Below are 20541 nucleotides of genomic sequence, written 5' to 3' on the forward strand. Positions count from 1 at the left end.
TCTACGACCTCATCCGAGACGCCCCCGCCCACGCCGCCAACCTCACCAACCTCATCGCCCAGGAACAGGCGACCCTGGCCGCGATCGCCGCCACCCACAGCGCCCGCACCACCCCCGCCCCCACGCCCTCCCCCCACACCGCCACCCCAGCACGACGCGTCCTGCGCCGCGTCGCGCAATCGGCCAGCGCCATCCTGCCCGCCTGGCTCGCAACCCACCTCCTGCCCGACACCACCGCAGTCGGCACCACCACGGCGGCAGCCGGAAGCGTCAGCGCCGGCGGAGTCGGCGCCGCTGCAGTCACCGGAGGCGGAGCAGCCGCCGCCAGCGGAAGCGGAGTCGCCCTCACCGGGGGAGGACTGTCCCTCGGCTCGATCGGCACCGCCAGCCTCTCCGGCATCGGCCCCACCGCAATCATCGCGAAAGTCGCCACCGCGGCAGGGACGTCCTTCGCCACCACCACGACCGCAGCTGCCGCCGCCGTCGGACTCGTGGCCGGCCCCGTGGTTCCCCCAGTGGCCGAAGCCCTCGAACCGGTGACCCCGTTCACCATCCCGCTCTTCCTCTACGAGCGCCCCACCCCCACCCCGACTCTCAGCGTGGAGCCGACGCCTGCGCCGATGGCCACGCACACGACGCCCCCCACCGCCCCCACCGCAACCCCTCACCACCGGCCTGCGCCCGCCCACACCGCAGCAGCCAACCCGCCACAAGCGCCGGCACCGACCGAGGCCCCGGCCAAGCCCGCCCCTGAACCTGCCCCCTCGGCCGCCGCCCCGCAACCAACCCTGGCGACGTCCGAAGCCCCACCCCCCGAGCCCACCCAGGCCCCCGCCGAACCGCCCGCCGTGGTCTCCGCCGAACCGACACCGGAGCCCTCCCCACCGGTAGATCCCCTCCTGAGCGAACCACCCCTCCCTGAACCAACACCGGAACCGGACTCAACCAGCCCAGCACCGGAACCCACCGGCACCGGCTCTGCCGAACCCACCCCGACACCGACCCCGACGCCTGACCCCCTGGACGGCATCGCCGACATCACCACCAGCCCCGCCAGCCAGGTCACCGGCCTCATCCGCGTCACCCCCGCCTGGACCATCCCCCACGTCCCCGACCGCAGCAGGCCGTACCAGCTCGCCGACTACCTGGCCAACCCACCCGTCCCGTGGATGGGACCGGCGTTGCTGTAACGCGCTACTTCTCCAGTTGCTCGATGATCGGGCCCACCACCGCGTTGAGCTTCTTCACGAGCGCGGCCACCGCGACCCGTGCGGCCTGCTCGGCCCACGGGCCCGGCTCGGCCGGCACCGGAGGCAACCCGCCCGCGTCCAGTGTGAACAGCGCCTGCGACGTGGTCAGAAGGTAGGGGGAGCGCGTCAGCTCCTCCTCACCCGGCCCGCGCAGAGTGCCGCTGTAGGACACCGCGCTCCAGCTCCGCCAGAACCCGCGCTCACCGCGCCACGCCCGCTCATCCCTGGCGAGCGCCGCTGGCCACTCCGTCGCCAAGGTGACCTCCGCGGTGAGCGACCCGTCCCACCCGGAGGCATGCACCCGGGAGCCGAGCACCCGCCCACAAGGCTGGACGTAGCCCGGGGTCATGATCGGCTCATTCGCGATGCTCCACGCGATCCCCGCGAACCTGACCGGATCGGAGGTCCCCCACCCGTCGGCGAACATCTCCTCGTTCCGCCGCAGATAATTGCCGTACCGGCTGATCTTGCCGTTGCTGGCGTGGTCCCCGTCGTGCTCCTCGTCGATCCTGAAAGCGATCACCACAATGTCCTCTCGCTCGAACCATCCGTCCCGCGCGGGCGCGCGGAACCTACCGCGAGGGCTTCGGCCGGCCGAGCGCCTCGATCACCTGATCGCCCGCGGCCCACGACTTGTCCATCAGGGCGAACGTCGTGTCCATGCGCTCCAGCCCGGCCTGGACGATCTGATGCCCCTCAGCGATGCCCGCCTCCGAGACCTGGTCGAAGTCCGCCTTGGCCTGCTCCAGCTTCCGGTGCGCCGCGGCGATCTTCTCGGCATCGCCGTCCTTCTGGGCCCGCGTCAGCTGGCCGCGCATCGAGGAGATCTTCCGGTACGCCTTCCGGCTCGCCTCGGCGAGCTGGGTCACCCGGGCGCTCGCCACGACACCTTCAGCAGTGGTGACAGTGATGTGCTCGGCGATCTCCCGGTGAGCCGCGTCCGCAGCCTCCCGTAAGACGTCGAGCTCACGGTCTCCGGGACGGTACCCGCCAGGGGGTGAGGGGTCTTTCGTCACAGGATGTCCTCCCAGCCAGGCGCATTCGAACACCTGTCCCGACGTATGTATACGGGTACGGTTTTGCGTCCCCTCAGCGTGGCAGACGCGCCGCCGCCGGGGTGGTCAAACGGTCCACCGCCTCACGCCGCTTCGCGTGCGGGCGCCGGTCGTAGCGGGCCGTCGTCGTGGGGGAGGCGTGGCCCACGAGCGCCTGCGCGGTAGCCAGGTCCACCCCCGCGTCCAGCAGCTCTCCGATGAACGTCCGCCGGAAGTCGTGCGGCGTCGGTGTCGCCTTGGCCCCCGTCTCCCGCAGCCGCCGGTTCAACATCTTGCGGATGGCCTGGCCGCTCATGTGCCGCACCCGGCCGCCGTTCATCCAGATATGCCCGCCCCGCCTGAGCGGTGCGAACAGGCCGCCCGGCGCCCGGCCGCGCACCTCCAGCCACGCCGCCATCCGCCGGTTGGCCTCCACCGTCAGATACACGACCCGCTCCTTGTTGCCCTTCCCGCGGATCCGTAGCGAGCGAGCGCCGCCGTCGTAGCCCGCCAGCGTCGCCCCGGCGAGCTCCTCACGCCGCGCCCCCGTGGAAAACAGCGCGCCGAGCAGCGCCCCGTCACGAAACCCCAGCAGGGTCGGGTCGTCATCACACGCGGCAAACAGCGCGCCGATCACCTCCGGCTGCACGTGAGCACCCGCAGGCTCCCGCGCCCCCTTCACGTCCCGCACGTCCGCAGCCCGCTGATACTCCTCCGCCGTCATCAACTCCAGCCGCCACGCCTCCTGCAGCACCCGCCGCAGCGCCGCCAGGTGCTGGTTGGTGTAGGTCAGCGACAGCTCCAACTCGACCAGCCGAGCCCGAATCCGCGAGGTGTGCTCGTACCGCAGCAGATGCCACGGGAAGTCCGCGCCGCTCACCGTCGCGTCGCCCAGCTTGACGCCCTGGATGAGCCGGGCGATCCGATCCAGCGCCGAACCCATCTTCCGCCGGGAATCGCCCACCTTGAGCTGATCGAGGTAGGTGCCGTACGGGTTCCGGATCGGATCCACCCGGACGGTGAGCAGCAGCTCGTCACCGGGCCCCGACAACACCGCAGGCAAGTTCTCACTCACAGCCTGGCCGCCGCCACGCTGATCACGCTGAACCCCTCCACCGCAGGCTGGAAGCACAGGAACCCGACGGCCGCCGCGACGGCTGCCGCCCGGTCCCGCCTGCCTGGAGTCGGTCGCAGTGCCCCGCCGAGCAGGTACAGGTGAAGGCCCGCAGGCCCCTGCACCGCAGCGTCGTCGTCGAGCGGCCCCGCCAGGACCAACCCCACCCGGTCGCTGTACTCGTTCACCGCGCGCACGAAGACGTCCGGCAGCGGCTCCGGCGTGCCGAAGCGCACCATGACCTCCATCAACGGCGTCGGCCGCGACGCCCAAGGCTCCGTCTCCTGCGCCTCCCCGATCAGCTCCCAGAAGCACTCCGAGCACCCCGAGCGCGCATCCCGCTCGTGCGGGCACGCCCAGAACCCCGCCGGACCGCCGGGCGCCCGCCGCGCCGCGATCTCCAGGAGCTCCTCCGCCGTCATGTCCCTGAGGTCACGCGGGAGGACGTCGCGCGGCAGGCTGTTCTGCCAGCCCATCAGATCGCGCGCGGTCACCTCCTCGGCGTCCCGACCGAACACGGCCCGGCACACCACGTCGAGGTCGCTCGCCCGCCGCCGCGGCCGTCGTGCCCTCCTGCGCGCGGCCTCCTCATCCAGGTCCCTCGGGTGCCACTTCCAGCCGCTGTTCATCAGACGCTCTCCCCGTGGTAGGTGACGAGCGGTCCGTCGTCGATCTGCCGACGCCGCTCCAGTTCCTTGGCCCACCCCTCGTCGGAGTTGCGGACTCTCACGGCTTCGGCGAGCGCCGCATCGAGCGCGTCCTGGGCGGCCTGCTCCCGGAGCCGGGTGTACTTCCCCTCCAACTCGGCGAGGCGGGCCAGGCCCTCGGCGTCGGCGACGAACGGAGCGACCTGCGGAGACAGGACGCTGTAGTCCAGCGGAGACTCATACCAGCCGAGCAGCTTGTACGTCTTCCCCTTCGCCCGGCGCCCGACCTCCAGGCGGGCGTTCCTCAGATCCCGCAGGCTCTGCCACGCGGCCTGCTGCTCGCCGGTCAGGGCGTCGTACCAGCGGTCACGCTCAAGCGGCTTCGCCGGGATCGGCGAGGGCAGCAGGACCTTGAGCCGCTGGATCTCCGCGGTCAGGGGAGCCCGCACGGCCGTGGACAGCGCCACGTACAGCGCGTCCATCTCGGCCAGCTCCTCCGCGGTGAGGTAGTGCTCGTGCCCGGCCGGGACGCGCTCCAGCGGCAGGCAGAAGCTCCGCACCGAATGCTCAGCGGCGGCGGCCCACTCCTTGCGGGTGGACCAGGCGTGACGGCTCACCGCTCCACCCCCCATTGCGGAAGGGCGCCGGGCGGGCGGGGCGGCAGCGTGTACCCCTTCGGTAGGCGCCGACGCATCTCGGCGACCAGCTCCCGCAGCGCCGCGTTGATCATCGCGACCTGCTCATCACTGCGGTCGTCGGTCAGGTCGTCCAGCGCCCAGCCCGATTCGATCGTCCCGATGATGACGTCGGCCGCCGCGGCGCGGGCCCGCCGCTTCGCATCCCGCCGGTTCACGGCCGACCCACGAGCGGGATGTACGGGCACCCTGGGAAGCAGTTCTCCGGCAAGTGGCCCTCGAACGGCTGTCCGGCCAGCGCGGCCCTGGCGTCGTAGTGGCCGCCAGCGAAGATGGCGTCCAGCTCGGGGCCGACCCAGAAGTGCCCGCCGCCGTGCCCCTCCTCGGCGGCCCACCCGGACGGGATGGTTTTGCTGCACGGCAAGCCGTTGGGGCTCGGCACGGGGCAGGGCATGGTGCCGTCGCTGATGAGGCTCATGATGGGGATCCTGCCTCGGCGCCGGGCCTTGTGTCCGTGCCGAACTGGGCGCTGGTGATGCCGAGCTTCTCCAGCACGCCGGGCAAGTCCTCAACCTTCACCAGGACGTCCCGAAAGCGCGGCTCCTGGGGCGGGCCGACGATGCCACACCGCTCCAGCAGATCCAGCAGTCTCTCGGCTCTCGCCCACCCGACCCGCGCCTTCCGCTGGATCAGCGATATCGATCCCTTCTGCGCTTCGACCACCGCCCTGGCCGCCGAGATCAGCAGGTGCCGGTCATCGCCGATCTCGGCCAGCAGGTCGTAGGGGATCTCCGCGGCGCGCTTCTCGACCAGGGCCAGCCACTCCTCAGGCAGGTCCTTGGCCGCGCGGGGCGAGTTGATCGAGGGGAAGTAACCGGCAGCGAGCCGCCTCAGGGGCGGCGGAAGGTAGCGGGCAAGCCACCGCAGCTGAGCGCTCTGCCGTTCGAGAACGGCGAACTGTCGGCGCAGCTCGACGAGGAGGTCTTCGTGGCGCTGCCGCTCGTAGGTGAGCGTGCTCTCCACCTCAGCGACCCGGTCGGCGGCTTCCCGCTCGGCCTGGGCGATGCGCGGAGCGGCGATCTCCTGCGCGCGGTCCTCGATGTGGGCGTTGAGGTCGGCGGTGACCATGCGGAGCGAATCCACGAGGTCGTGCGCGAGGGTGTCGGTCATCGATCGGTCACCTCGCCCGGACGGTCCACGGCGTGCCTGCCGCTGATCGTGAACCTCACCTGAAGAAAGGCGTCCGCAGGCGAACGCCCGAGGAGCGTCCGGTGAACCTCAGGGCCGATGACGACCTCGGGCGCCTTCGCGTGCAGCCAGCCGAGCGCCTCGACGGCGGAGATCGCGTCCTCGGCGACCTCGTACAGGGCGCGGCGCGCGGTCGTCGGTCCCGCCTCGACGTCCTCGGCGCTGGGCAAGGCGTAGCCGACGACCTCGGCCGAGCCGCCGAGCGTGGCCGTCCAGGTGACACCCCTCAGGATGCCCTCCAGCGCGCCGAGGAGATCACGCACCTCGGACGGCATTCCCCAGGTGATGGTGTCGAACTGGGTCATCGGGTGAATCCGTCCTTCCCGGGGTTCACGGGGGTGGCCGCCGAGAGCTGCGCGACGTGGACGAGCTCGCGGTTCTCAGGCACCTGCTGCCAGGGCCCACCGAGGTTGGAAAGGATGGGCATCATGCGCGCGTTGGGCCGGTGCAGCCACACGTGCTCGTCGTCCTCGTACTCGTGGACGATCCACACGCCGTCGCGCCCCTGCCAGGTCACGGTTTCACCATCGGCCGGGTAGAACGGGGCGACGGGCAGGGCCAGCCTGACGCGGATGCTCTCGAACCACGCCACGGGGTCGGCCGGCGGCGACACCATCCCGCCGAGCACCCGCTGGTGCGCCTGCTCCACGGTGTAGTCCATGGCGTCCAGGTGGGCGCGGTCCTCCAGGACGATGGCCACGGCCAGCTGCTCGCCCGTTGACCACGCGCCGGACGGGTGTCCCTCGTTGTGCTGCCGCGCCCAGAGGCACCGCCGCAAGACGTCATCGGGAGTCAAGGGATCGGTCCTTCCTTCTCGGCGGTGCAGGTCGTTGAGGGCTTGCGCCCATTGGGGCTGGTCGGTAGTCACTCGTCTTCGTCCTCTCCGTCCTCCAGCTCGTACAGGCCCTGGCCGAGGTCCCTCAGGTGCCCGGCCTCGGCGAGCGTGCGAAGGTCGGCTTTCACCCGCTGGGGGGTCGGCCACCAGTCGAGCCTGGCGTAGAACTCCGCCGCGTGCTTCGCGTCCCAGGTGCCGCCCTCCTCACGGATGGCGGCCAGGAGCTGCCCTCGCTTGCCGAGCACCGGGGCGACCTCGCGGACGACGACGGTTCCGGCGTAGTCGCTGTAGCCGGAGGGGCTGGTTTCCTTCTGGATGTCGCCGCTGACGATTTCGATGATCGCGCGTTCGCCGAAGAAGTCACGGCCCTGGGTGAGCGCGTCGTAGACGACGTCGGAGGCGTCCGTACCGCGAACTTCGACGCGAAGCGTGATAGGCGGGACCGATGTCTGCAGGCGGCGTTGCGCCTCCGCCCTGATCTCCTTCATCGGGGTCCCCGCCTTGTAGGCCGCGATGACCTCGGCGTCGCTCATCTGTCTCTGCGAGGCGGGAGCTTCTGGCTCCTGCGCCCGAACGAGGCGGGGCTTGTCGTTCATTGGGAATCACTCCGGGGAAGGACGAAGACCTCCAACCGGCCCAGGGGGCAGGTGGAGGAGTGCGGGGGATCCATCGGGAACAGCCGGTACTGCTCGGGGCAGCGGCATTCCTCGCTCATGCAGTGGCCTCTTTCTTTTGCCCCTGGGCGTCGAGGTGCTCCTTCGTCTCTGTTCCGGTTTGCGTGGTCACGAGGGCCGGGCAGGTGTGGCCGGTGAGATCCTCCTCGTTCCTCGTGGTCACCTGTCCGGCGTGGCGCGAGTGGTTGTTCACCCGAACCCTAGGAACGCACCCGCACGGGTACCGGGTGATGTAGACGCCATACCTCCCTGACTGGACGAGTTCCTCGGCGCGGTCCGCGACGAGCCGCCGGTGCGCGGGGTCGTGGATCGCGGCGGACGTGATGCCCATGTCGGTTCCGGCGACGATCGAACGTCGCGGAACACCCAGAGCCGCGATGGTGTCCTTGATGTGCTTGGTCGCGGGGTTCACTGTCAGTCCTCCGCTTTCTTGTCGGTGGCGAGGGCTGCGGCCTCGCGCAGCCTGACGGAGAGGATGACGGTGGGGCCGGGGCCGTCGGGCTCCAGGGCATCGAGCACGTCAGCCATGACGACCGCCTCCTGCGGCGACAGGCGAGCGCTCTCGGCGCTCGTGAGGAGCCCCACCGCGACGGCGGGTTTGCCGATCTTCGCTGGCTCGTCCACGCGACTCACGCTGATGAGGACGACGGGGCGCCCGATCGCCACGCTCTCGCTCCGATGGATGCGGAAGTAGTCATCGTGCTCGTGGCCACTGACACACCATGGCGGGCAAGGACTATCACTCATCGTGGTCGCGGCCTTCCTGTGAGGGGTGTTCGCCGCGCTCGACCATGCGGTCGCGGAGCGCGCGGCAGGCGGTGGAGATCGCCTCGTCGTAACGGGTGAGGAGCGCCGCCAGGTCCAGACCCAGGGTTCGCTGGATCACCTCGGTGAGGATGTCTCGCCGGTCGGCGAACAGCGGGTTGGGGTCAGAGGGGAAGCCGTCCGCCTTGATCTGGTCGCGCCAGATGAGCGCGGACGTCTCGACGTAGAGGTTCTCGGCCTCGCCGATCGTGGCGATCGTCTGCTGGCCGCCCGTGGAGGAGGGGATAACGACGGGGGAGCCGTCCGGCATGGTGATCTCGCCGTAGTGGCCCCAGTCGAGGGCGGCGCGCCCCCTGCTGCTGACGTGCCACTCGTCGTAGTTCGCCCCCTGGGCGAAGAGCAACCCCCGGGAGGAGAGCCAGTTGCGGGTGTTGCCCTTCACCCAGCTGACGTCACCGTCGGCGGAGACGGATTCGAGGGCGGCGCGCTGCGCGTCGCTCAGCTTCCGGGGTTTGTCACTCATCGTGGTCGCGGCCTTCCTGTGAGGGCTGGTGGGATCATCCTACGGTAAATAGGTTCTGGGAAGTGCGCTTCCCGTTACCTATTTCCGTGAGATCGAGGAGCCGCCTGCCGGACCCTGCCGGACCCTGCCGGACCCTGCCGGACCCTGCCGGACCCTGCCGGACGCTGACGAACCCCTGCGAACCCTCCCGGAACCTCGCGGACGCCCCAAACTCCGGATGGATCCGGATGACCCGGAGCTGCTCCGGATCGTCCGGGATGGGGTGGGACGGATCCGGATGGATTTCCGGACGGTTATCCGGATGATCTTGAAGCCGCCAAATCGTTGCCAACATTAGAGAACAACGCTAGTATCTGTGGTGTGGGGCGGTGAGCGGCGCCACCCCCAACGGAAGGACCCCCATGCACAACGACAGCCCCCTGCACGCGGAACCCACCACGGTCGTCATCGTGCCGTGCGGCGGCAAGAAGCTCGACGTCCCCGCACCCGCCGGGGAGCTCTACACCGGCTCCTACCACCGCGCCGCGCGCCGCGCCGCCGACGCCCTCACCACGAACGGCGGCCGAGTGCTGATCCTGTCCGCCCTGCACGGCCTCGTCCCCCTCGACCAGATGCTGGCCCCGTACGAGCTGCGCGCCGGACAGCCCGGCACCGTCTCCGCCGAGACGCTCCGCGCGCAGGCCGCCGCCCTCGGCATCGACGCATACGCACACATCACGGTCCTCGGCGGCCGGGCCTACGTCGAGCTCGCCGCCCAGGTGTGGCCGACCCTGACCGCGCCGCTCGCAGGAACACGCGGCATCGGCGAGCAGATGGCCCGCCTCGCCGCCATCTACAAACCCACCCCCGCCGCCCCCTCCGGCATCGACCACCAGGCCGCCCACCAGAAGCTCCAGACCCGCCGCGCCGAGCAGGCCGACCGCGAAACCCGCCGCCGCGCCGCGTACGTCGTCGCCGACACCCTCCGCATAGACCACCACGGCCGCGCCTCCGCCCGCTTCACCTTCCCCCAGAGCACAGGCAAGACCCGCACCGCCGCCCGCGCCGCAGCCGCCCACCGCTTCGCCGCCGCCTACAACATCGCAACCGACCAGCTCGACCCCGCCACCCTGGAAGCCTCCGGCACCCCCGAGCAGGTCGCGCGCTTCGCCTCCGCGCTGCCCCGCCTCATCGAGCTCGCCGAGGGGTACGCCACCCTCGCGGGCCGCACATACGGCCGGTGGGAGCGCCACTCCTCCGCCCAGCCCCACCTCGAAGGAGTGGACGCCACCGAGCGCCGCGCCCTGACCCGCCGGTTCCGCGCCGAGTCGTTCGACGTCGTGGTGTCCGCCCTCCTCAACCCGACCCGCCCGGTGCCGCAGCCCGACGAGGCGGCGCCGATGTGGGAGCAGGCCGACACCGTCGCCGCCGCGATCACCTCGTACGGATGGTTCGACATCACCAGCGAAGCCGACCCCGCCGAAGTCACTCACCTGCTGGAGACGGCCCTGATCGACGCCGCCCCCGCCCCTGGTGCGCCGGTTCCGGTCGCGCTGAACGGTGTGCGCCTGCTCGCTCCCCGGCCCGCTCACCGCACGACGACGCACCGGACCTCCCGCCCCGCGCGACGAACCACCACCCGACCCGCGCCGAAGCCCGACCAACTCCACCTCTTCGCGGCGGCATAACCCACGCCTGCACCTGACCAACCCCGCCCGCCCCACCCCCCCGGGGCGGGCCCCACAGGAAGGACCCCGATGACCTCCCGCCCCCTCCCCGTCGCCATCAAGCTCATCACCGAGCAACGCAACTGGACCTACAACACCCCCGGCGCAGCTCGCCCCACCGCCACCGCCCACCTCGCCGTCTGGGCTCCCACCCACCCCTTCGGCCACCTCGCAGTCGTCGCCGACACCCACACCGGTCTCACCATCACCAACGGAATAGAACACATCTGGAACGCCCTCACCCCCCGCTACAGCACCCACCTCACCCTCATGGAGTACTGGGCACCCGGCACCGGCGCAGACCCGGCCGAGCACCTCGACGAGGCATGGATCCGCAACGGCCAACCCCACTGGCACCGCATCTGGCCCACCCCACCCAGCAACCCCCACCACGCCGAACTCGAACAGTGGATCCACGGCACCACCGGCATCGAAGTCCTCGAAACCGCGCGCCGCCTCACCAACCCCTGACCCCTCTCACCAGACATGATTTCTCTCCGTTTTCGGAGTTATCGGAGGGGATCACGCGTGCGCGCGGGAGGGTTCGCGACATGCTGGTCGCTGCAGGGCACGTGATGACCGTGCCCTGCGGCTGCTCCCCTCTCTTCCCTGTTCGCTGATCAGAAAGGAGCCCTTCGGCGATGTCTGCTTTGCCGGCGCATGTTCACAGTGCCGACCTGTCCGGGCCGAACGACAGGAACGTCCCGGTGTCGTTGTTCGTGGTGTGGGCTGATCGCCCCTACCGGCTGTGTCCCGTCTGCGGGGAGGGTGTGCAGGTGGAGACCGGCTGCCCCGCGGTGATGGACCCGTCCACGGGGGAGGCGGAGAGCCTGGACCAGAAGCACGGGTGCGGGGAGTGGTTGATCACCCGGTGGATCGGAGTGGATTCCCTCGAGGGAATTCCTGAGGCGGCGGAGCAGCTGGCGGCCGAGCACGCGGACGACGTGGCCAAGGGCCGCGCCGAGGCCGAGGCCGAGCTCGGCGACGAGCTGCGCGAGGCGATGGCCCGGCTCGCTGAACCCCTGGACGAAGGGGAGACGATCGCGGACCGGGAGGCGGAGATCACCACCGGCCGCGATGACATGCCGGGCATCTACAAGGAGGACGGGCAGTGGGTGGCGTGGGCGTACGACGTCCGCGACGAAGAAGTCATGATCACCGTGCGGCAGGAGGACCTGTGATGGGTGGCGTGTTGGAGCAGACCCCGGAGATGCGGCCGTACTTCGTGGAGATCCGGGGGGAGGGCTTCTACCTGTACACGCCGGAGCTCGGGCGGCTCGTCGTGGACAGGCCGACCTGGAGTATCCCGGCCGGTGACGCGCCGATGGTGCTCGCCGCCCTGGAGCAGGTGCGGGGGCACCTGGCGGAGGTCGCGGGCGCCGACGACGACGAGGACGCCGACGGCGAGTTCACCGTGACCGCCCGCGGGGACCGGCTCGTCGTGGACGGGCCCGGCGTCCTGTACGCCAACGAGACGGTCGAGGCCGGGGCGAAGACCACGGTGGAGATCGAGTACCGGCACCTGGACGCCCTGTACGACGCGTTGGAACTGGAGCCCGTGTGAACAGCAACGACAGCGCCCGTCTCATCTCTGAGAGCTCGTCTCGTCTGGCCCGGGTGCTGGGTCTCGGCCCCCGCGAGGTCACCGACGAGGTGCGTGCGGTGGAAGCCGCCTTGCAAGAGAAGGAGGGCTTCGACCACGGGGTGGCGTTCGGGGAGTTGCTCCTGATCGCTCTCGGCAACCTGGTGAAGGAACGCGCCTCCGCTGCCCCTGCCGCGCCTGGGGGGGACATGATGTGCCTGGTTCGTGAGCCCGACGCGGATGCCGTGGAACCGCACGGCGGATTGGATTGGCTCGCCTACGTTCGTCGGGAACGCGACGACCAGCTCGTGATGCGAAGTGCCGGCACCACGTGGCAGGTCGCGCTCGGCAACACCCGGGAAGTGCTCGCCGAGCTGAGCGAGCCGTGGACGCTCACCCTGAGCGGCATGGTCAGAGAGATCGCCACCGGCGAGCCCCGGAGTCTCCAAGCGGGGTTCACGACGCTGGCCGGGGTTGAGGCCGCCGCCGCCGCGGTGACGTGGCACGGGGTCCGTGACGCCGCGCGGCAGGAGCTGGACGCTCGCCTGGAGCAGAACCTGGCCGGCGGGGGGCAGTGATGCACCGGTTGGAGCGGGAAGCCGACCGGGCCCGCCGCTGGCGGCAGGGAGCGATCTACGTGCAGCTGTCCGGGGCGTTCACCTCGGTGATGACCTGGTTCAACACGCACGAGGTGCGCCTGGTCTGGGCGGCGCTCGGCGCCCTCGCCGGTGCGGCTGTCTCCTGGTGGGCGGCCCGCCGGTGGGCTGCTCGCACCCGCTGGTACGCCGCCACCCCGGACTGGGCGGAGCGGATCGACGAGGCGCCCACCGTCCGCCTGTTCCCCGCCCTGGATGAGTGGTTCAACGCACAGACCCGCACCTGGGGTGGTGTGGCGCGGATCGTGGCGGTCCCGTTCGTGCTGCTGGTGCTCGTGCTCATCTTCGGCGACACCATCCCCACCATCTACCAGCCGTGACTGTCTGACCTGCGGAAACGGACGCAGACGCAAGCGTCATCATGCTTCTAGGGTTCCTCTCCCCACACCGGAGAGGAACCCTCCTTGTCTTCCCCCGACACCCCCGGCAGCCTGCCGTGCACGTTCTACATCGTGCCGTTCCTACCGGGCGCCCGCCGTACCCTGCGCCGGATCCTGCTGACGGCCAAGGCCCACCGCCTCGACACCGTCGTGGAGCACGACCACGGCCTGCTGTTCCGCATGGTCGTGGTCACCGCGACCGGCCGGGCCGCGGACCTGCGCCGCTTCCAACGACGCGTCGGCCGAGCCCTGAACAAGCGGGAGGCCCAGCAGTCCAGCAGCTTCCTCGCCCGGCTCATCCTGCGGGGTGCCCGGTGAGCGACGGAACCCGGGAAGCCCGTACCGCGGCGCGCTGGTGGGCCGACAAGCTCGCCCAGGGCGCCGCCGGCTCCATGGGTGAGGTGCGCCCCGACGCGCTCCTGCGCTCCACCCGCAAGCTCTTCCCCCCGCCCGGCCCGGAGCAGGTCGAGGCATTCCGGGCGGCGGTGGAGGGCGCGATCCTCGGCTGGTGCCTCGGCGAGAAGTGGGCGGCGGCCGTCGCCCTGCACGTGGCCACCGACTACGGGCCGGACCTGATCCTCGCCGCCGCGCTGGCAAACGCGGGTATCGCTGACCGTAGCCCGGTGGGGCCGCTGCCGATCAAGACCCGCATGTGGGTGCGCCCCGGCCAGGTCCAGGTCTCCTACGGCTACGGAGGGGCGATCACCGCGCTGGAACTCGAGGCCGCGCCGTGAGCGGCCCCACCGCCCCCGCCGGCGGCGGTTCCATGCCGCCGTACGAGCCGGGCCCCGACGCCGAGCTCATCGACCCGACCCCACCTCAGGGCATCACCTTGTCCGTCGCGCCGCCCGGCACCCCGCTCAGTGGCACGACCGCGTGGAAGGACATCGGCTACTTCCTCCCCGACGAGGTCAGCTTCTCCAACTCCTGGGAGGCAGCCCGCCCCCCGGCCGGGCTGCCTGACTTCCGCCTCCTGTCTGAGCTGCCCGACGGCCAGGGCGAGGAGCCGGCCACCGCACCCCGGGTGTGGACCAGCGAGCCCCGCACCATCCACTGCGACTTCAAGGCCTCACCAGGGGCGGACGCCAACCTGCGGGCGTTGATCAGCCCGCCCCGCATCATCCTCACCATCCCCCTGACCGCGTTGAAAAACCGCGAGCACTCCTCCTGGGGCCTCTACCGGTGGTGGCTCGGCCGCTCCCACTCCGACCCGTTCCAGATCACGGGGTTCAACCCGGCCGTGTGGGAGAACCACGTGCGCTCCTCCTGGCGCCTGCACCTGTGGTGGTTCCGCCGCACCCACCCCGCCGCGCGCCGCGTGAAGACCACCTACCACCGGAGACGCCGATGACCAGCCCCGAGCACAACCACACCACCGACCCGGAGCCGATCGACGACCTGATCGCGTCATTCCGGGAGAAGCTCGACGAGCGCGGACGCCTGGCCCGCGAGGTGCTCAAGGACCCTGGCCACCCGCTGGCCCAGCAACTCCTGCCGGACCCCCGCTACCTGTACAAGACCCGGGCTGTCGGGGGGTTCCTCGCAGGCGCGCCGTTCGAGATGCTGCGCGCCCTGGCCGCGACCTACGCTCTCCTCGACCTGCTGGACGCCGCCCGCCGTCGGCGAGACGCCATCTGGGAGGGTGTGGCGGCGCGCGCAAGCGGCTCGACGCAGGAGCAGCCCCCGCTGCCGGACGGCCCGAACTCGGAGCTCATCCCCGGCCTGGAGGCGGCGGTGCGCGTCCTGGCCGCCCAGTACGACGACCCGGAGCCCGCCATCCGGAAGTGGCTGGAGACAGCCGCCGACCAGTGGAAGACCACCGGCACCATCCCGCCGTCGCGCCTTTCCGAACTCGTCGATGAGGTGTGGATCAGCCTCCTGGACCAGGAGATGAGCATGAGCCCGCCGGAGGACCCGATCCGCCACGTCGTCCGGGCGACGGTCGAGTTCAGCGCTGAGTTGTTCAACGGGGAGACCGTCTCCATCACGCGGAACGTGCGGTGACGGCCCCCGCCGTGGGCAGGGGCGAACGAGACAAGGAATCGCTTGCCGTGATCTGCGCCTTCGGGTCGCGCGAAGCCGAGCAGGTGCGCCGCCGCGCCGGCCTGACCCCGGGCAACAGCGTCCTGGTCTTCTCCCAGGAGTCGGCCCAAGGCCTCTGCTCTTCGGAGTTCCGGGTGATCGAGACGCCCCGCTTCCGGCGCCGCCCCGATGCCTTCAGCGTCCGGCTGCTGCTGCAGATGAGCAGTACCCGGCTGGTACGCATCCCTTACGAGGACGTGATGACCGGCCGGTACCGCACCCAGTTGGAAGCCGACCGGGCCGCGGTGTTCGTCCGGGCGCGCCTGGAGGAGGCCGAGCGTCTGGTCGGTACCCGCCGTGGCCGGGTCCACGCGGTCGCCTGCGACGCCTTTCTCCAGGACGGGGGGGTGGAGAACTGCACCTGTGGTGGCGCAGACCGGGCCCGGATCCGGTTCCGTGACGAGGGGGAGCTGCTCGACGAGCTCGTCAAGCACCTGCACCACGTTGGCAAGCCCGGCGAGCTCGGCGAGCTGGTCTGGTATCAGCTCCGCTTCCTGGCCGCCCCGTTCGCCACCCACCCCGAATGGAGCCTGCTGTGGCGCCCCTGAACCCCGGAACGGGTGATCTGACCGTGAGTAACCAAAACCGGGGGTGGTGGGGGTCTCGGCCCGGGAATCCTGGCACCCACACCCCCAATCCAGTGACAGACCGTGACAGCGCGGGGTGGGTGAGCTGATGCCCCTCCCCTTCCACCAAGGCGTCAGCGCGAGCAGCACGTTCATCGTCGTGGACGAAACCGTCCGGTACGGCCCCGCAGGGCTGGACCCGATCGTCGCGGCCTACCGGCAGGTGGTCGAGGACGGTAGGCAAGCGCTCCTCGACCACCTGCTGAAACCAGAGCCGGACCTGCCGAGGATCACGAACACCTCGCGGCCCGTCTACGCCCACCGGGACGAGCTGATCGATGCGGGATGGACCATCCTGGCCGACGAGCCGCGCCTGGTCGCGGCCTGGGATGCGGAGGTCACCGACACCTACCGCATCATCCGCGACCATGTCAGCGCCCTGCGGCTGCTCTACCAGACGGGGCTGGTCGGCGCCCCGGCCGAGGCCCTCGCCCCGACCCTCTCCACCCCGCAAGTCGCCAGGGCCCCGCTCGAAGGAGTGCTCGTCCCATGACGTCCCTGCATGACCTCATCGACAACCTCGAAGCGAATCAGCGCATCGCTGACCTCGGCGCGAAAGCGGCCGCGTTTACCGTCGTCCACGACCACCCCGTCCTTGAGCTGATCCGCGACCGCAGGCGCGCCGCCCAGTACGCCGACCCGGTCCCGTCCGGCGCCGCGGTGCAGCAGACCATCACCCTGGCTGAGGCGCACGCCCTGCGCGAGCACCTGGAGAAGATGCGCGAGCAGCACGAGCAGCGGGAGTGGCAGCGGCCGTGGCTGCGAGTGGAGATGCCCACGATTCCCGAATCGGCCATCGCCCCGGGCAGCCTCCTGGGCGCCGTGTACGGCGTCCAGATCACGATCGAGAACCCGCACCCGGTGATCGCCGAGACCCGGGGCGGGGACGGCCTGGTCGGCCGGAACGCGATCCTCACCCGGCTCCTGCCGGTCAACACCCACCTGCACAAGCACCTCGCGCGTGTCCTCACGCCGTGGTCCGCCGCTGACCGTGCGGCGGTCCGGGCCGCGAAGGAGAGCCTGGCGCGCCTCCTCGGCGAGCCGCACATCCTCGCTGACCTCGGCGCCGAGGACCTCCTCCCCGATGAGGCGCCCGTGGGGAGCGAGAGCTACCCGAAGGGGTGGCGGGTGCTGTGCGCCGCCACGTTCCGCGCGATCCCGTGGGCGACGGAGTACATCGTCACCCGCCCCTCCCCGTCCCTTCCCGCAGGGTGGCTGCCCCCCAGATACGACGGCCAGTGGATCACCCGGCCCGGCCCTCACTCCGTCTACGTCCACCTCATGCGCGGCACGGGCCTGGAGATGGAGTTCGTGGTGGCCACCGCGAACCCGACCGGCCGCGTCGAGATCCGCGACGACGGCGCGACCGCCGAGGTGTACGAGATCACTGCCCCACCCTGGCCCACCCCCGGGTGGATCCCATCCGAAGGAGAACCCCTCTCATGACGTACGACCTCGACTCGTTCGGCCTCGACTCGTTCGACGCGTTCGGCTGGACCCTCTCCCGAGACACCGCAGGAGATGTGTGGGAGACCTGGGCGCTGCACGACCACCCCGTGCTCCAGCGCATCCACGCCAACCGGGCGCGGGGCTACTGGTGCTCGATCCCCGGCATGGAGACCCGGGCCGGGACGGCGCTCCAGCAGACCGTCACCGAGGAAGAGGCGCACGCCCTGCGCGCGCACTTCGCCCGCGTGTGGGAGCTGGCCGAGGTGCAGCACGCGCGCCGCCCGTCCCCAGGGAGCGGGAAGATCACGGCGGGCGGGCACCTCGCCACCCTCTACGGGGTGCGGATCCTCGTTGAGGACCTGGCCCCGCTGGTCGCTGAAGCCCAGGGGCCGGGCGGAGGCGGGTTCCCCGGTGTGCACGCCTTCCTCGGGGGCCTCCTGCCGGCCGGGACCCGCCTCGAAGCGGTGTTCCGGCCCGAGTCCGTCACGTTGGAACTCACCCAGGACTCCGGGGTCTTCAAGATGGTGAAGGAGCAGCTGGCGCGCAAGGTCGGTGAGCCGCACGTCCTGGCGGTCCTGAACCCTCAAGATCTCCACGTGCCGGGCGAGGGCATCGACCTTCACCACCTTCAAGATCTGGGGGCGCGGGTGCGGGTGCTGTTCGCCGGCACGTTCCGCGCGATTCCCGGGGCGACGACGCACATCGTCCTGCGGCCCGCCGCCGCGCTGGAGGGCGCGTCGTGCTGGGTGGCGGCGGACTGGGACGGCCGGCGCATCGAGCGGCGCACGCCCAGCCCCGCCGCGCTGGGGGTGCCGCTCGTGCAGGAGCGGAAGGTGCAGCTGCCGGACCGCCAGGCGGCCGACGCCGTGGGCCGGGCGCCGTCCGAGGCGTACGAGCTGGTGCGGAAGACGGGCGTGGCCACGCCGACCGGCCGCGTCGAGGTCAGCGAGGACGGGACGGTGGCCGAGGTGTACGAGGTCGCCCTGCCGCCCGAACCCGCGCCGGTCACCGGTGAGGGAGCACCCGTCTCATGACCGACCTCACCGACGCCATGGTCGCGTTCTACCGGGCCCGGCTCGACGAGCGGGAGGCCGCGGCCAAGAAGACCAGCGACGACGAATACGCCTGGAACGTCGGCTGTTCCACCTCCTACGACTCCGTTGCCCATGCCGAGCTGCACCCTCCGTCCTGGGCGCTCCTGGACGTCGCCGCCGAACGAGAGCTCCTCACGACCTACGAGGAGGCGCGGGCCTTCTACAGCGCGCGGACGAGCGCGCCGGCCGGGGAGCTGTACGGCCTGCACACCGCGCTCGCTCTGCGCGTCTCCGTCCACGCCAGGCACCCGGAGTACGACAGCAGGTGGAAGCCATGACCTCCCGCCGAGGCGGCTCCGTGACGAGCGTTTTCCAGGACGCGGTGCTGCATCTGGAGTGGAGGGAGCAGCTGATGAAGATCGAGGCGCTCCAGACGCAGCTGCGCGCGCTCACCGCTCCCTCGCACCGCGACGCCCCGGGGGCGGCTTCTGCCGACCCTAAGGAGGTCTGGGAAGCGGTGAGGAAACGGCAGGAGGTGCTGGACCGGCTGGCGAAGCTCGAACAGCTCAAGACGCGGCTGACCGCGCTCCGCCCCGCTCCGGCGCCGCCCCGCGCGCCCCGGGCCTGGAGGAGATGGTTCTGGCCAGTCCTTCCCCCCAGGCATCGGCGGGCCCGCCGACCGGCCGGCGCCGTCCGGTGCGGCCACGACAACACCGCCGAGGTCGAGCTGTTCACAGGTGAGGTCGTCGCGGTGCTGTGCCTGGACTGCGACAAGCAACTCCCCCCGGACTGGGGGAGGCGCGAACCCGCCATCCCCCTCTCCTGGCTCTAACCCCCTCTCTCTTCGAAGGACGTACGTCATGGAATCCGCTGCTGCTTCCCGGTCCCTCGCCCGCGCGGCCGACGCCGCGTCGAAGGCCGTCCCCCCGCAGGGGCTGCCCATGCAGGTGGCCGAAGCCGTCGCCCGCGCGGTCCTGTCCAGCCACGACCAGCTGTTGAGCCACCGGCACCTGTCCCACCGGCACGAGTGGCAGGAGCCCGACTTCCAGGAGTACCTGCGCAGGCGCATGCGGCTCGACCTGTTCACCCATGCCGCAGACGAAGGGGTGGTGCCGGCCGCGCTGCCGGTGGAGAAACTCCGCTACCTGGCGGACGCCTACCCCCTCACGCCGGGCGGCGGCGGCCAGGAGGTGCCAGCGGCGCTCGCCGAGTCCGGGGCCGCGGTGTGGGAGGCCGTCGAGGTGACCTTGACCATGCCCGTCCGCCACCCCCTCCCCGCCGCCCCCGCCCGGGGTGAGGGGGCGGTGCTACCGGCGGGACGCCGCTGTCCATGTCACGGCCTGGTAGCCAACGACACCGGGGCGCACAAGGCGGTGTCCGCCCCGTACGTCATCGATGACGAGGCCGCCGCGCGGCGCCGCCACGGAAGGTGGTGAACGGGGTGAACGAGGTGAGGGTGGGGGTGCCGCGCTACGTGGACTCGCCGGGGTTCCGGCCGATCGGCACCCGCGACGGCGGCACCCTCTACTACGACGGGCCCGCCCAGCTGCACCGCACCGGGCAGCCGCAGGACCCGCAGAACGTCACCGCGGCGCTGATCATCTGGGAGGAGCACGACCCTCACGACTGGGTGCCCTGTACCCTGCGCTGCTCCACCCGGGTGGTGTGCTGCACCACCCGGTACGGGCCGCGGATCGTCATCCGTATCACCCCCGACCGGAAGCGCCGGCCCTTCCGCGAGCGGGATATGCGGTACCCGTTCTTCCCGGACGCCGACGCCGACGGCATCATCCGCATCCCGGCCGCGACCACGGCGCGGCAGGAAGGGGAGTGGACGGTGGTGTTCCCCCAGGGCCCCGCGCCGCACCGGCCCTCGCCGGTGCGGGCCGTCGCCTCCCCCGGGGTCGGCTCGTTCCAGCTCAGCCCGAACGACTGGCAGCAGTGGAGCAACGACCTCACCGTCCACGAACTCCACTGGGAACTCCCCGAAGCCGAGGAGGCTCATTCGCCGTAGCGAGCCGACAACCAGTGCTCGGCGAACGCCGCGGCGCGGTCGTCGGGGTGCTCGTCGTCGCCGAGGAAAAGCGGGTCGTCGAACTCGTAGGGCGGGTCGAACGCGCTGGCCTGGTAGCAGGGTTGGCAGATGTCCCAGCTCCATACCAGGGGCCGGACCTGCCCGCAGTTGTCGCACGGGCCGGGGCCGGGGTCGGCGAAGGCAGCCGAGGTAGCGAAGGGATCCGGGGAGGGCACCCCGCTATGAGGGGGTTGCCCAGCCGAGTCGTTGCCCATCTTGATTCTTTC

The 20541-nt window shown here is 71.1% G+C and carries 34 protein-coding genes and 1 pseudogene; 19 read left to right on the plus strand and 16 right to left on the minus strand.

What is annotated here, in order from left to right; all coding sequences use genetic code 11:
* A pseudogene (locus tag ABD817_RS36775) lies at window positions 1-1190 on the plus strand (hypothetical protein); the annotation flags it as partial.
* 4 nt (window positions 1191-1194) lie between these two features.
* On the opposite strand, the gene ABD817_RS36780 reads toward ABD817_RS36775, so the two are convergent.
* The 15 genes from ABD817_RS36780 to ABD817_RS36850 form a co-directional block, all read right to left on the minus strand.
* On the minus strand, window positions 1195-1773 hold the full coding sequence (locus ABD817_RS36780; RefSeq protein WP_344923055.1) for a hypothetical protein: 579 nt from the start codon (window positions 1771-1773) through the stop codon (window positions 1195-1197).
* A gap of 49 nt (window positions 1774-1822) precedes the next feature.
* Window positions 1823-2266, minus strand: a complete 444-nt coding sequence (locus ABD817_RS36785; protein ID WP_344923056.1) for a hypothetical protein — start codon at window positions 2264-2266, stop codon at window positions 1823-1825.
* Between the two features lie 73 nt (window positions 2267-2339).
* The gene (locus tag ABD817_RS36790) at window positions 2340-3359 is read right to left on the minus strand and encodes a tyrosine-type recombinase/integrase (RefSeq protein WP_344923057.1); all 1020 of its coding nucleotides are present in this window, start codon (window positions 3357-3359) and stop codon (window positions 2340-2342) included.
* The gene (locus ABD817_RS36795) at window positions 3356-4027 is read right to left on the minus strand and encodes a hypothetical protein (RefSeq protein WP_344923058.1); all 672 of its coding nucleotides are present in this window, start codon (window positions 4025-4027) and stop codon (window positions 3356-3358) included. Before ABD817_RS36795 ends, ABD817_RS36790 begins: the two co-directional genes overlap by 4 nt.
* The gene (locus ABD817_RS36800) at window positions 4027-4662 is read right to left on the minus strand and encodes a hypothetical protein (protein ID WP_344923059.1); all 636 of its coding nucleotides are present in this window, start codon (window positions 4660-4662) and stop codon (window positions 4027-4029) included. Before ABD817_RS36800 ends, ABD817_RS36795 begins: the two co-directional genes overlap by 1 nt.
* A complete protein-coding gene (locus ABD817_RS36805) occupies window positions 4659-4898 on the minus strand; it encodes a hypothetical protein (protein WP_344923060.1) in 240 nt (79 codons plus the stop codon). The genes ABD817_RS36800 and ABD817_RS36805 overlap by 4 nt, the downstream gene beginning before the upstream one ends.
* Window positions 4895-5158, minus strand: a complete 264-nt coding sequence (locus tag ABD817_RS36810; RefSeq protein ID WP_344923061.1) for a hypothetical protein — start codon at window positions 5156-5158, stop codon at window positions 4895-4897. Before ABD817_RS36810 ends, ABD817_RS36805 begins: the two co-directional genes overlap by 4 nt.
* Entirely contained in the window at window positions 5155-5850 is a 696-nt protein-coding gene (locus ABD817_RS36815) for a DNA translocase FtsK (RefSeq protein ID WP_344923062.1), read from the minus strand. The genes ABD817_RS36810 and ABD817_RS36815 overlap by 4 nt, the downstream gene beginning before the upstream one ends.
* A complete protein-coding gene (locus tag ABD817_RS36820; RefSeq protein ID WP_344923063.1) occupies window positions 5847-6233 on the minus strand; it encodes a hypothetical protein in 387 nt (128 codons plus the stop codon). Before ABD817_RS36820 ends, ABD817_RS36815 begins: the two co-directional genes overlap by 4 nt.
* Complete coding sequence (locus tag ABD817_RS36825; protein WP_344923064.1) at window positions 6230-6724, minus strand: hypothetical protein; 495 nt, start codon at window positions 6722-6724, stop codon at window positions 6230-6232. The genes ABD817_RS36820 and ABD817_RS36825 overlap by 4 nt, the downstream gene beginning before the upstream one ends.
* Before the next feature lie 68 nt (window positions 6725-6792).
* Window positions 6793-7296, minus strand: a complete 504-nt coding sequence (locus tag ABD817_RS36830) for a hypothetical protein (RefSeq protein ID WP_344923065.1) — start codon at window positions 7294-7296, stop codon at window positions 6793-6795.
* A 59-nt stretch (window positions 7297-7355) separates the two neighbouring features.
* The gene (locus tag ABD817_RS36835; protein WP_344923066.1) at window positions 7356-7478 is read right to left on the minus strand and encodes a hypothetical protein; all 123 of its coding nucleotides are present in this window, start codon (window positions 7476-7478) and stop codon (window positions 7356-7358) included.
* Window positions 7475-7849, minus strand: coding sequence for a hypothetical protein (locus ABD817_RS36840; RefSeq protein WP_344923067.1), 375 nt, complete (start codon window positions 7847-7849; stop codon window positions 7475-7477). The genes ABD817_RS36835 and ABD817_RS36840 overlap by 4 nt, the downstream gene beginning before the upstream one ends.
* Before the next feature lie 2 nt (window positions 7850-7851).
* Window positions 7852-8184 (minus strand): DUF6907 domain-containing protein, encoded by a 333-nt coding sequence (locus tag ABD817_RS39710; RefSeq protein ID WP_425583450.1) that lies wholly within the window; start codon window positions 8182-8184, stop codon window positions 7852-7854.
* Window positions 8177-8725, minus strand: coding sequence for a hypothetical protein (locus ABD817_RS36850; RefSeq protein WP_344923069.1), 549 nt, complete (start codon window positions 8723-8725; stop codon window positions 8177-8179). Before ABD817_RS36850 ends, ABD817_RS39710 begins: the two co-directional genes overlap by 8 nt.
* Before the next feature lie 401 nt (window positions 8726-9126).
* Between ABD817_RS36850 and ABD817_RS36855 the strand changes: the two genes are divergently transcribed.
* From ABD817_RS36855 to ABD817_RS36940, 18 genes are all read left to right on the plus strand, one after another.
* A complete protein-coding gene (locus ABD817_RS36855) occupies window positions 9127-10392 on the plus strand; it encodes a DUF6884 domain-containing protein (protein ID WP_344923070.1) in 1266 nt (421 codons plus the stop codon).
* A gap of 69 nt (window positions 10393-10461) precedes the next feature.
* Complete coding sequence (locus ABD817_RS36860; protein WP_344923071.1) at window positions 10462-10902, plus strand: hypothetical protein; 441 nt, start codon at window positions 10462-10464, stop codon at window positions 10900-10902.
* A gap of 170 nt (window positions 10903-11072) precedes the next feature.
* Entirely contained in the window at window positions 11073-11612 is a 540-nt protein-coding gene (locus ABD817_RS36865; protein WP_344923072.1) for a hypothetical protein, read from the plus strand.
* Window positions 11612-11995 (plus strand): hypothetical protein, encoded by a 384-nt coding sequence (locus ABD817_RS36870; RefSeq protein ID WP_344923073.1) that lies wholly within the window; start codon window positions 11612-11614, stop codon window positions 11993-11995. The genes ABD817_RS36865 and ABD817_RS36870 overlap by 1 nt, the downstream gene beginning before the upstream one ends.
* Window positions 11992-12591 (plus strand): hypothetical protein, encoded by a 600-nt coding sequence (locus tag ABD817_RS36875; protein WP_344923074.1) that lies wholly within the window; start codon window positions 11992-11994, stop codon window positions 12589-12591. The genes ABD817_RS36870 and ABD817_RS36875 overlap by 4 nt, the downstream gene beginning before the upstream one ends.
* Window positions 12591-12989, plus strand: a complete 399-nt coding sequence (locus ABD817_RS36880) for a hypothetical protein (protein ID WP_344923075.1) — start codon at window positions 12591-12593, stop codon at window positions 12987-12989. Before ABD817_RS36875 ends, ABD817_RS36880 begins: the two co-directional genes overlap by 1 nt.
* Window positions 12990-13073: 84 nt before the next feature.
* The gene (locus tag ABD817_RS36885; protein WP_344923076.1) at window positions 13074-13367 is read left to right on the plus strand and encodes a hypothetical protein; all 294 of its coding nucleotides are present in this window, start codon (window positions 13074-13076) and stop codon (window positions 13365-13367) included.
* Complete coding sequence (locus ABD817_RS36890; protein WP_344923077.1) at window positions 13364-13783, plus strand: hypothetical protein; 420 nt, start codon at window positions 13364-13366, stop codon at window positions 13781-13783. The genes ABD817_RS36885 and ABD817_RS36890 overlap by 4 nt, the downstream gene beginning before the upstream one ends.
* A complete protein-coding gene (locus ABD817_RS36895; protein WP_344923078.1) occupies window positions 13780-14400 on the plus strand; it encodes a hypothetical protein in 621 nt (206 codons plus the stop codon). The genes ABD817_RS36890 and ABD817_RS36895 overlap by 4 nt, the downstream gene beginning before the upstream one ends.
* Window positions 14397-15053, plus strand: a complete 657-nt coding sequence (locus tag ABD817_RS36900) for a hypothetical protein (RefSeq protein ID WP_344923079.1) — start codon at window positions 14397-14399, stop codon at window positions 15051-15053. The genes ABD817_RS36895 and ABD817_RS36900 overlap by 4 nt, the downstream gene beginning before the upstream one ends.
* 47 nt (window positions 15054-15100) lie before the next feature.
* Entirely contained in the window at window positions 15101-15679 is a 579-nt protein-coding gene (locus ABD817_RS36905; protein ID WP_344923080.1) for a hypothetical protein, read from the plus strand.
* Window positions 15680-15806: 127 nt separating this feature from the next.
* The gene (locus ABD817_RS36910; RefSeq protein WP_344923081.1) at window positions 15807-16250 is read left to right on the plus strand and encodes a hypothetical protein; all 444 of its coding nucleotides are present in this window, start codon (window positions 15807-15809) and stop codon (window positions 16248-16250) included.
* Window positions 16247-17203, plus strand: coding sequence for a hypothetical protein (locus tag ABD817_RS36915; protein WP_344923082.1), 957 nt, complete (start codon window positions 16247-16249; stop codon window positions 17201-17203). Before ABD817_RS36910 ends, ABD817_RS36915 begins: the two co-directional genes overlap by 4 nt.
* On the plus strand, window positions 17200-18240 hold the full coding sequence (locus ABD817_RS36920; RefSeq protein WP_344923083.1) for a hypothetical protein: 1041 nt from the start codon (window positions 17200-17202) through the stop codon (window positions 18238-18240). The genes ABD817_RS36915 and ABD817_RS36920 overlap by 4 nt, the downstream gene beginning before the upstream one ends.
* Entirely contained in the window at window positions 18237-18578 is a 342-nt protein-coding gene (locus ABD817_RS36925) for a DUF6221 family protein (protein ID WP_344923084.1), read from the plus strand. The genes ABD817_RS36920 and ABD817_RS36925 overlap by 4 nt, the downstream gene beginning before the upstream one ends.
* Window positions 18575-19072 (plus strand): hypothetical protein, encoded by a 498-nt coding sequence (locus tag ABD817_RS36930; protein WP_344923085.1) that lies wholly within the window; start codon window positions 18575-18577, stop codon window positions 19070-19072. Before ABD817_RS36925 ends, ABD817_RS36930 begins: the two co-directional genes overlap by 4 nt.
* 28 nt (window positions 19073-19100) lie before the next feature.
* Window positions 19101-19676: a hypothetical protein gene (locus ABD817_RS36935; RefSeq protein WP_344923086.1), complete on the plus strand. Its 576-nt coding sequence runs from the start codon at window positions 19101-19103 to the stop codon at window positions 19674-19676.
* A gap of 5 nt (window positions 19677-19681) precedes the next feature.
* Window positions 19682-20254 (plus strand): hypothetical protein, encoded by a 573-nt coding sequence (locus tag ABD817_RS36940; protein ID WP_344923087.1) that lies wholly within the window; start codon window positions 19682-19684, stop codon window positions 20252-20254.
* Here ABD817_RS36940 and ABD817_RS36945 read toward each other — a convergent pair.
* Window positions 20242-20490, minus strand: coding sequence for a hypothetical protein (locus ABD817_RS36945; protein WP_344923088.1), 249 nt, complete (start codon window positions 20488-20490; stop codon window positions 20242-20244). The genes ABD817_RS36940 and ABD817_RS36945 overlap by 13 nt on opposite strands.
* Window positions 20491-20541: the final 51 nt, after the last annotated feature.

Origin of the sequence: Streptosporangium oxazolinicum (assembly GCF_039537505.1) — a bacterium.
GTDB classification, from domain to species: domain Bacteria; phylum Actinomycetota; class Actinomycetes; order Streptosporangiales; family Streptosporangiaceae; genus Streptosporangium; species Streptosporangium oxazolinicum.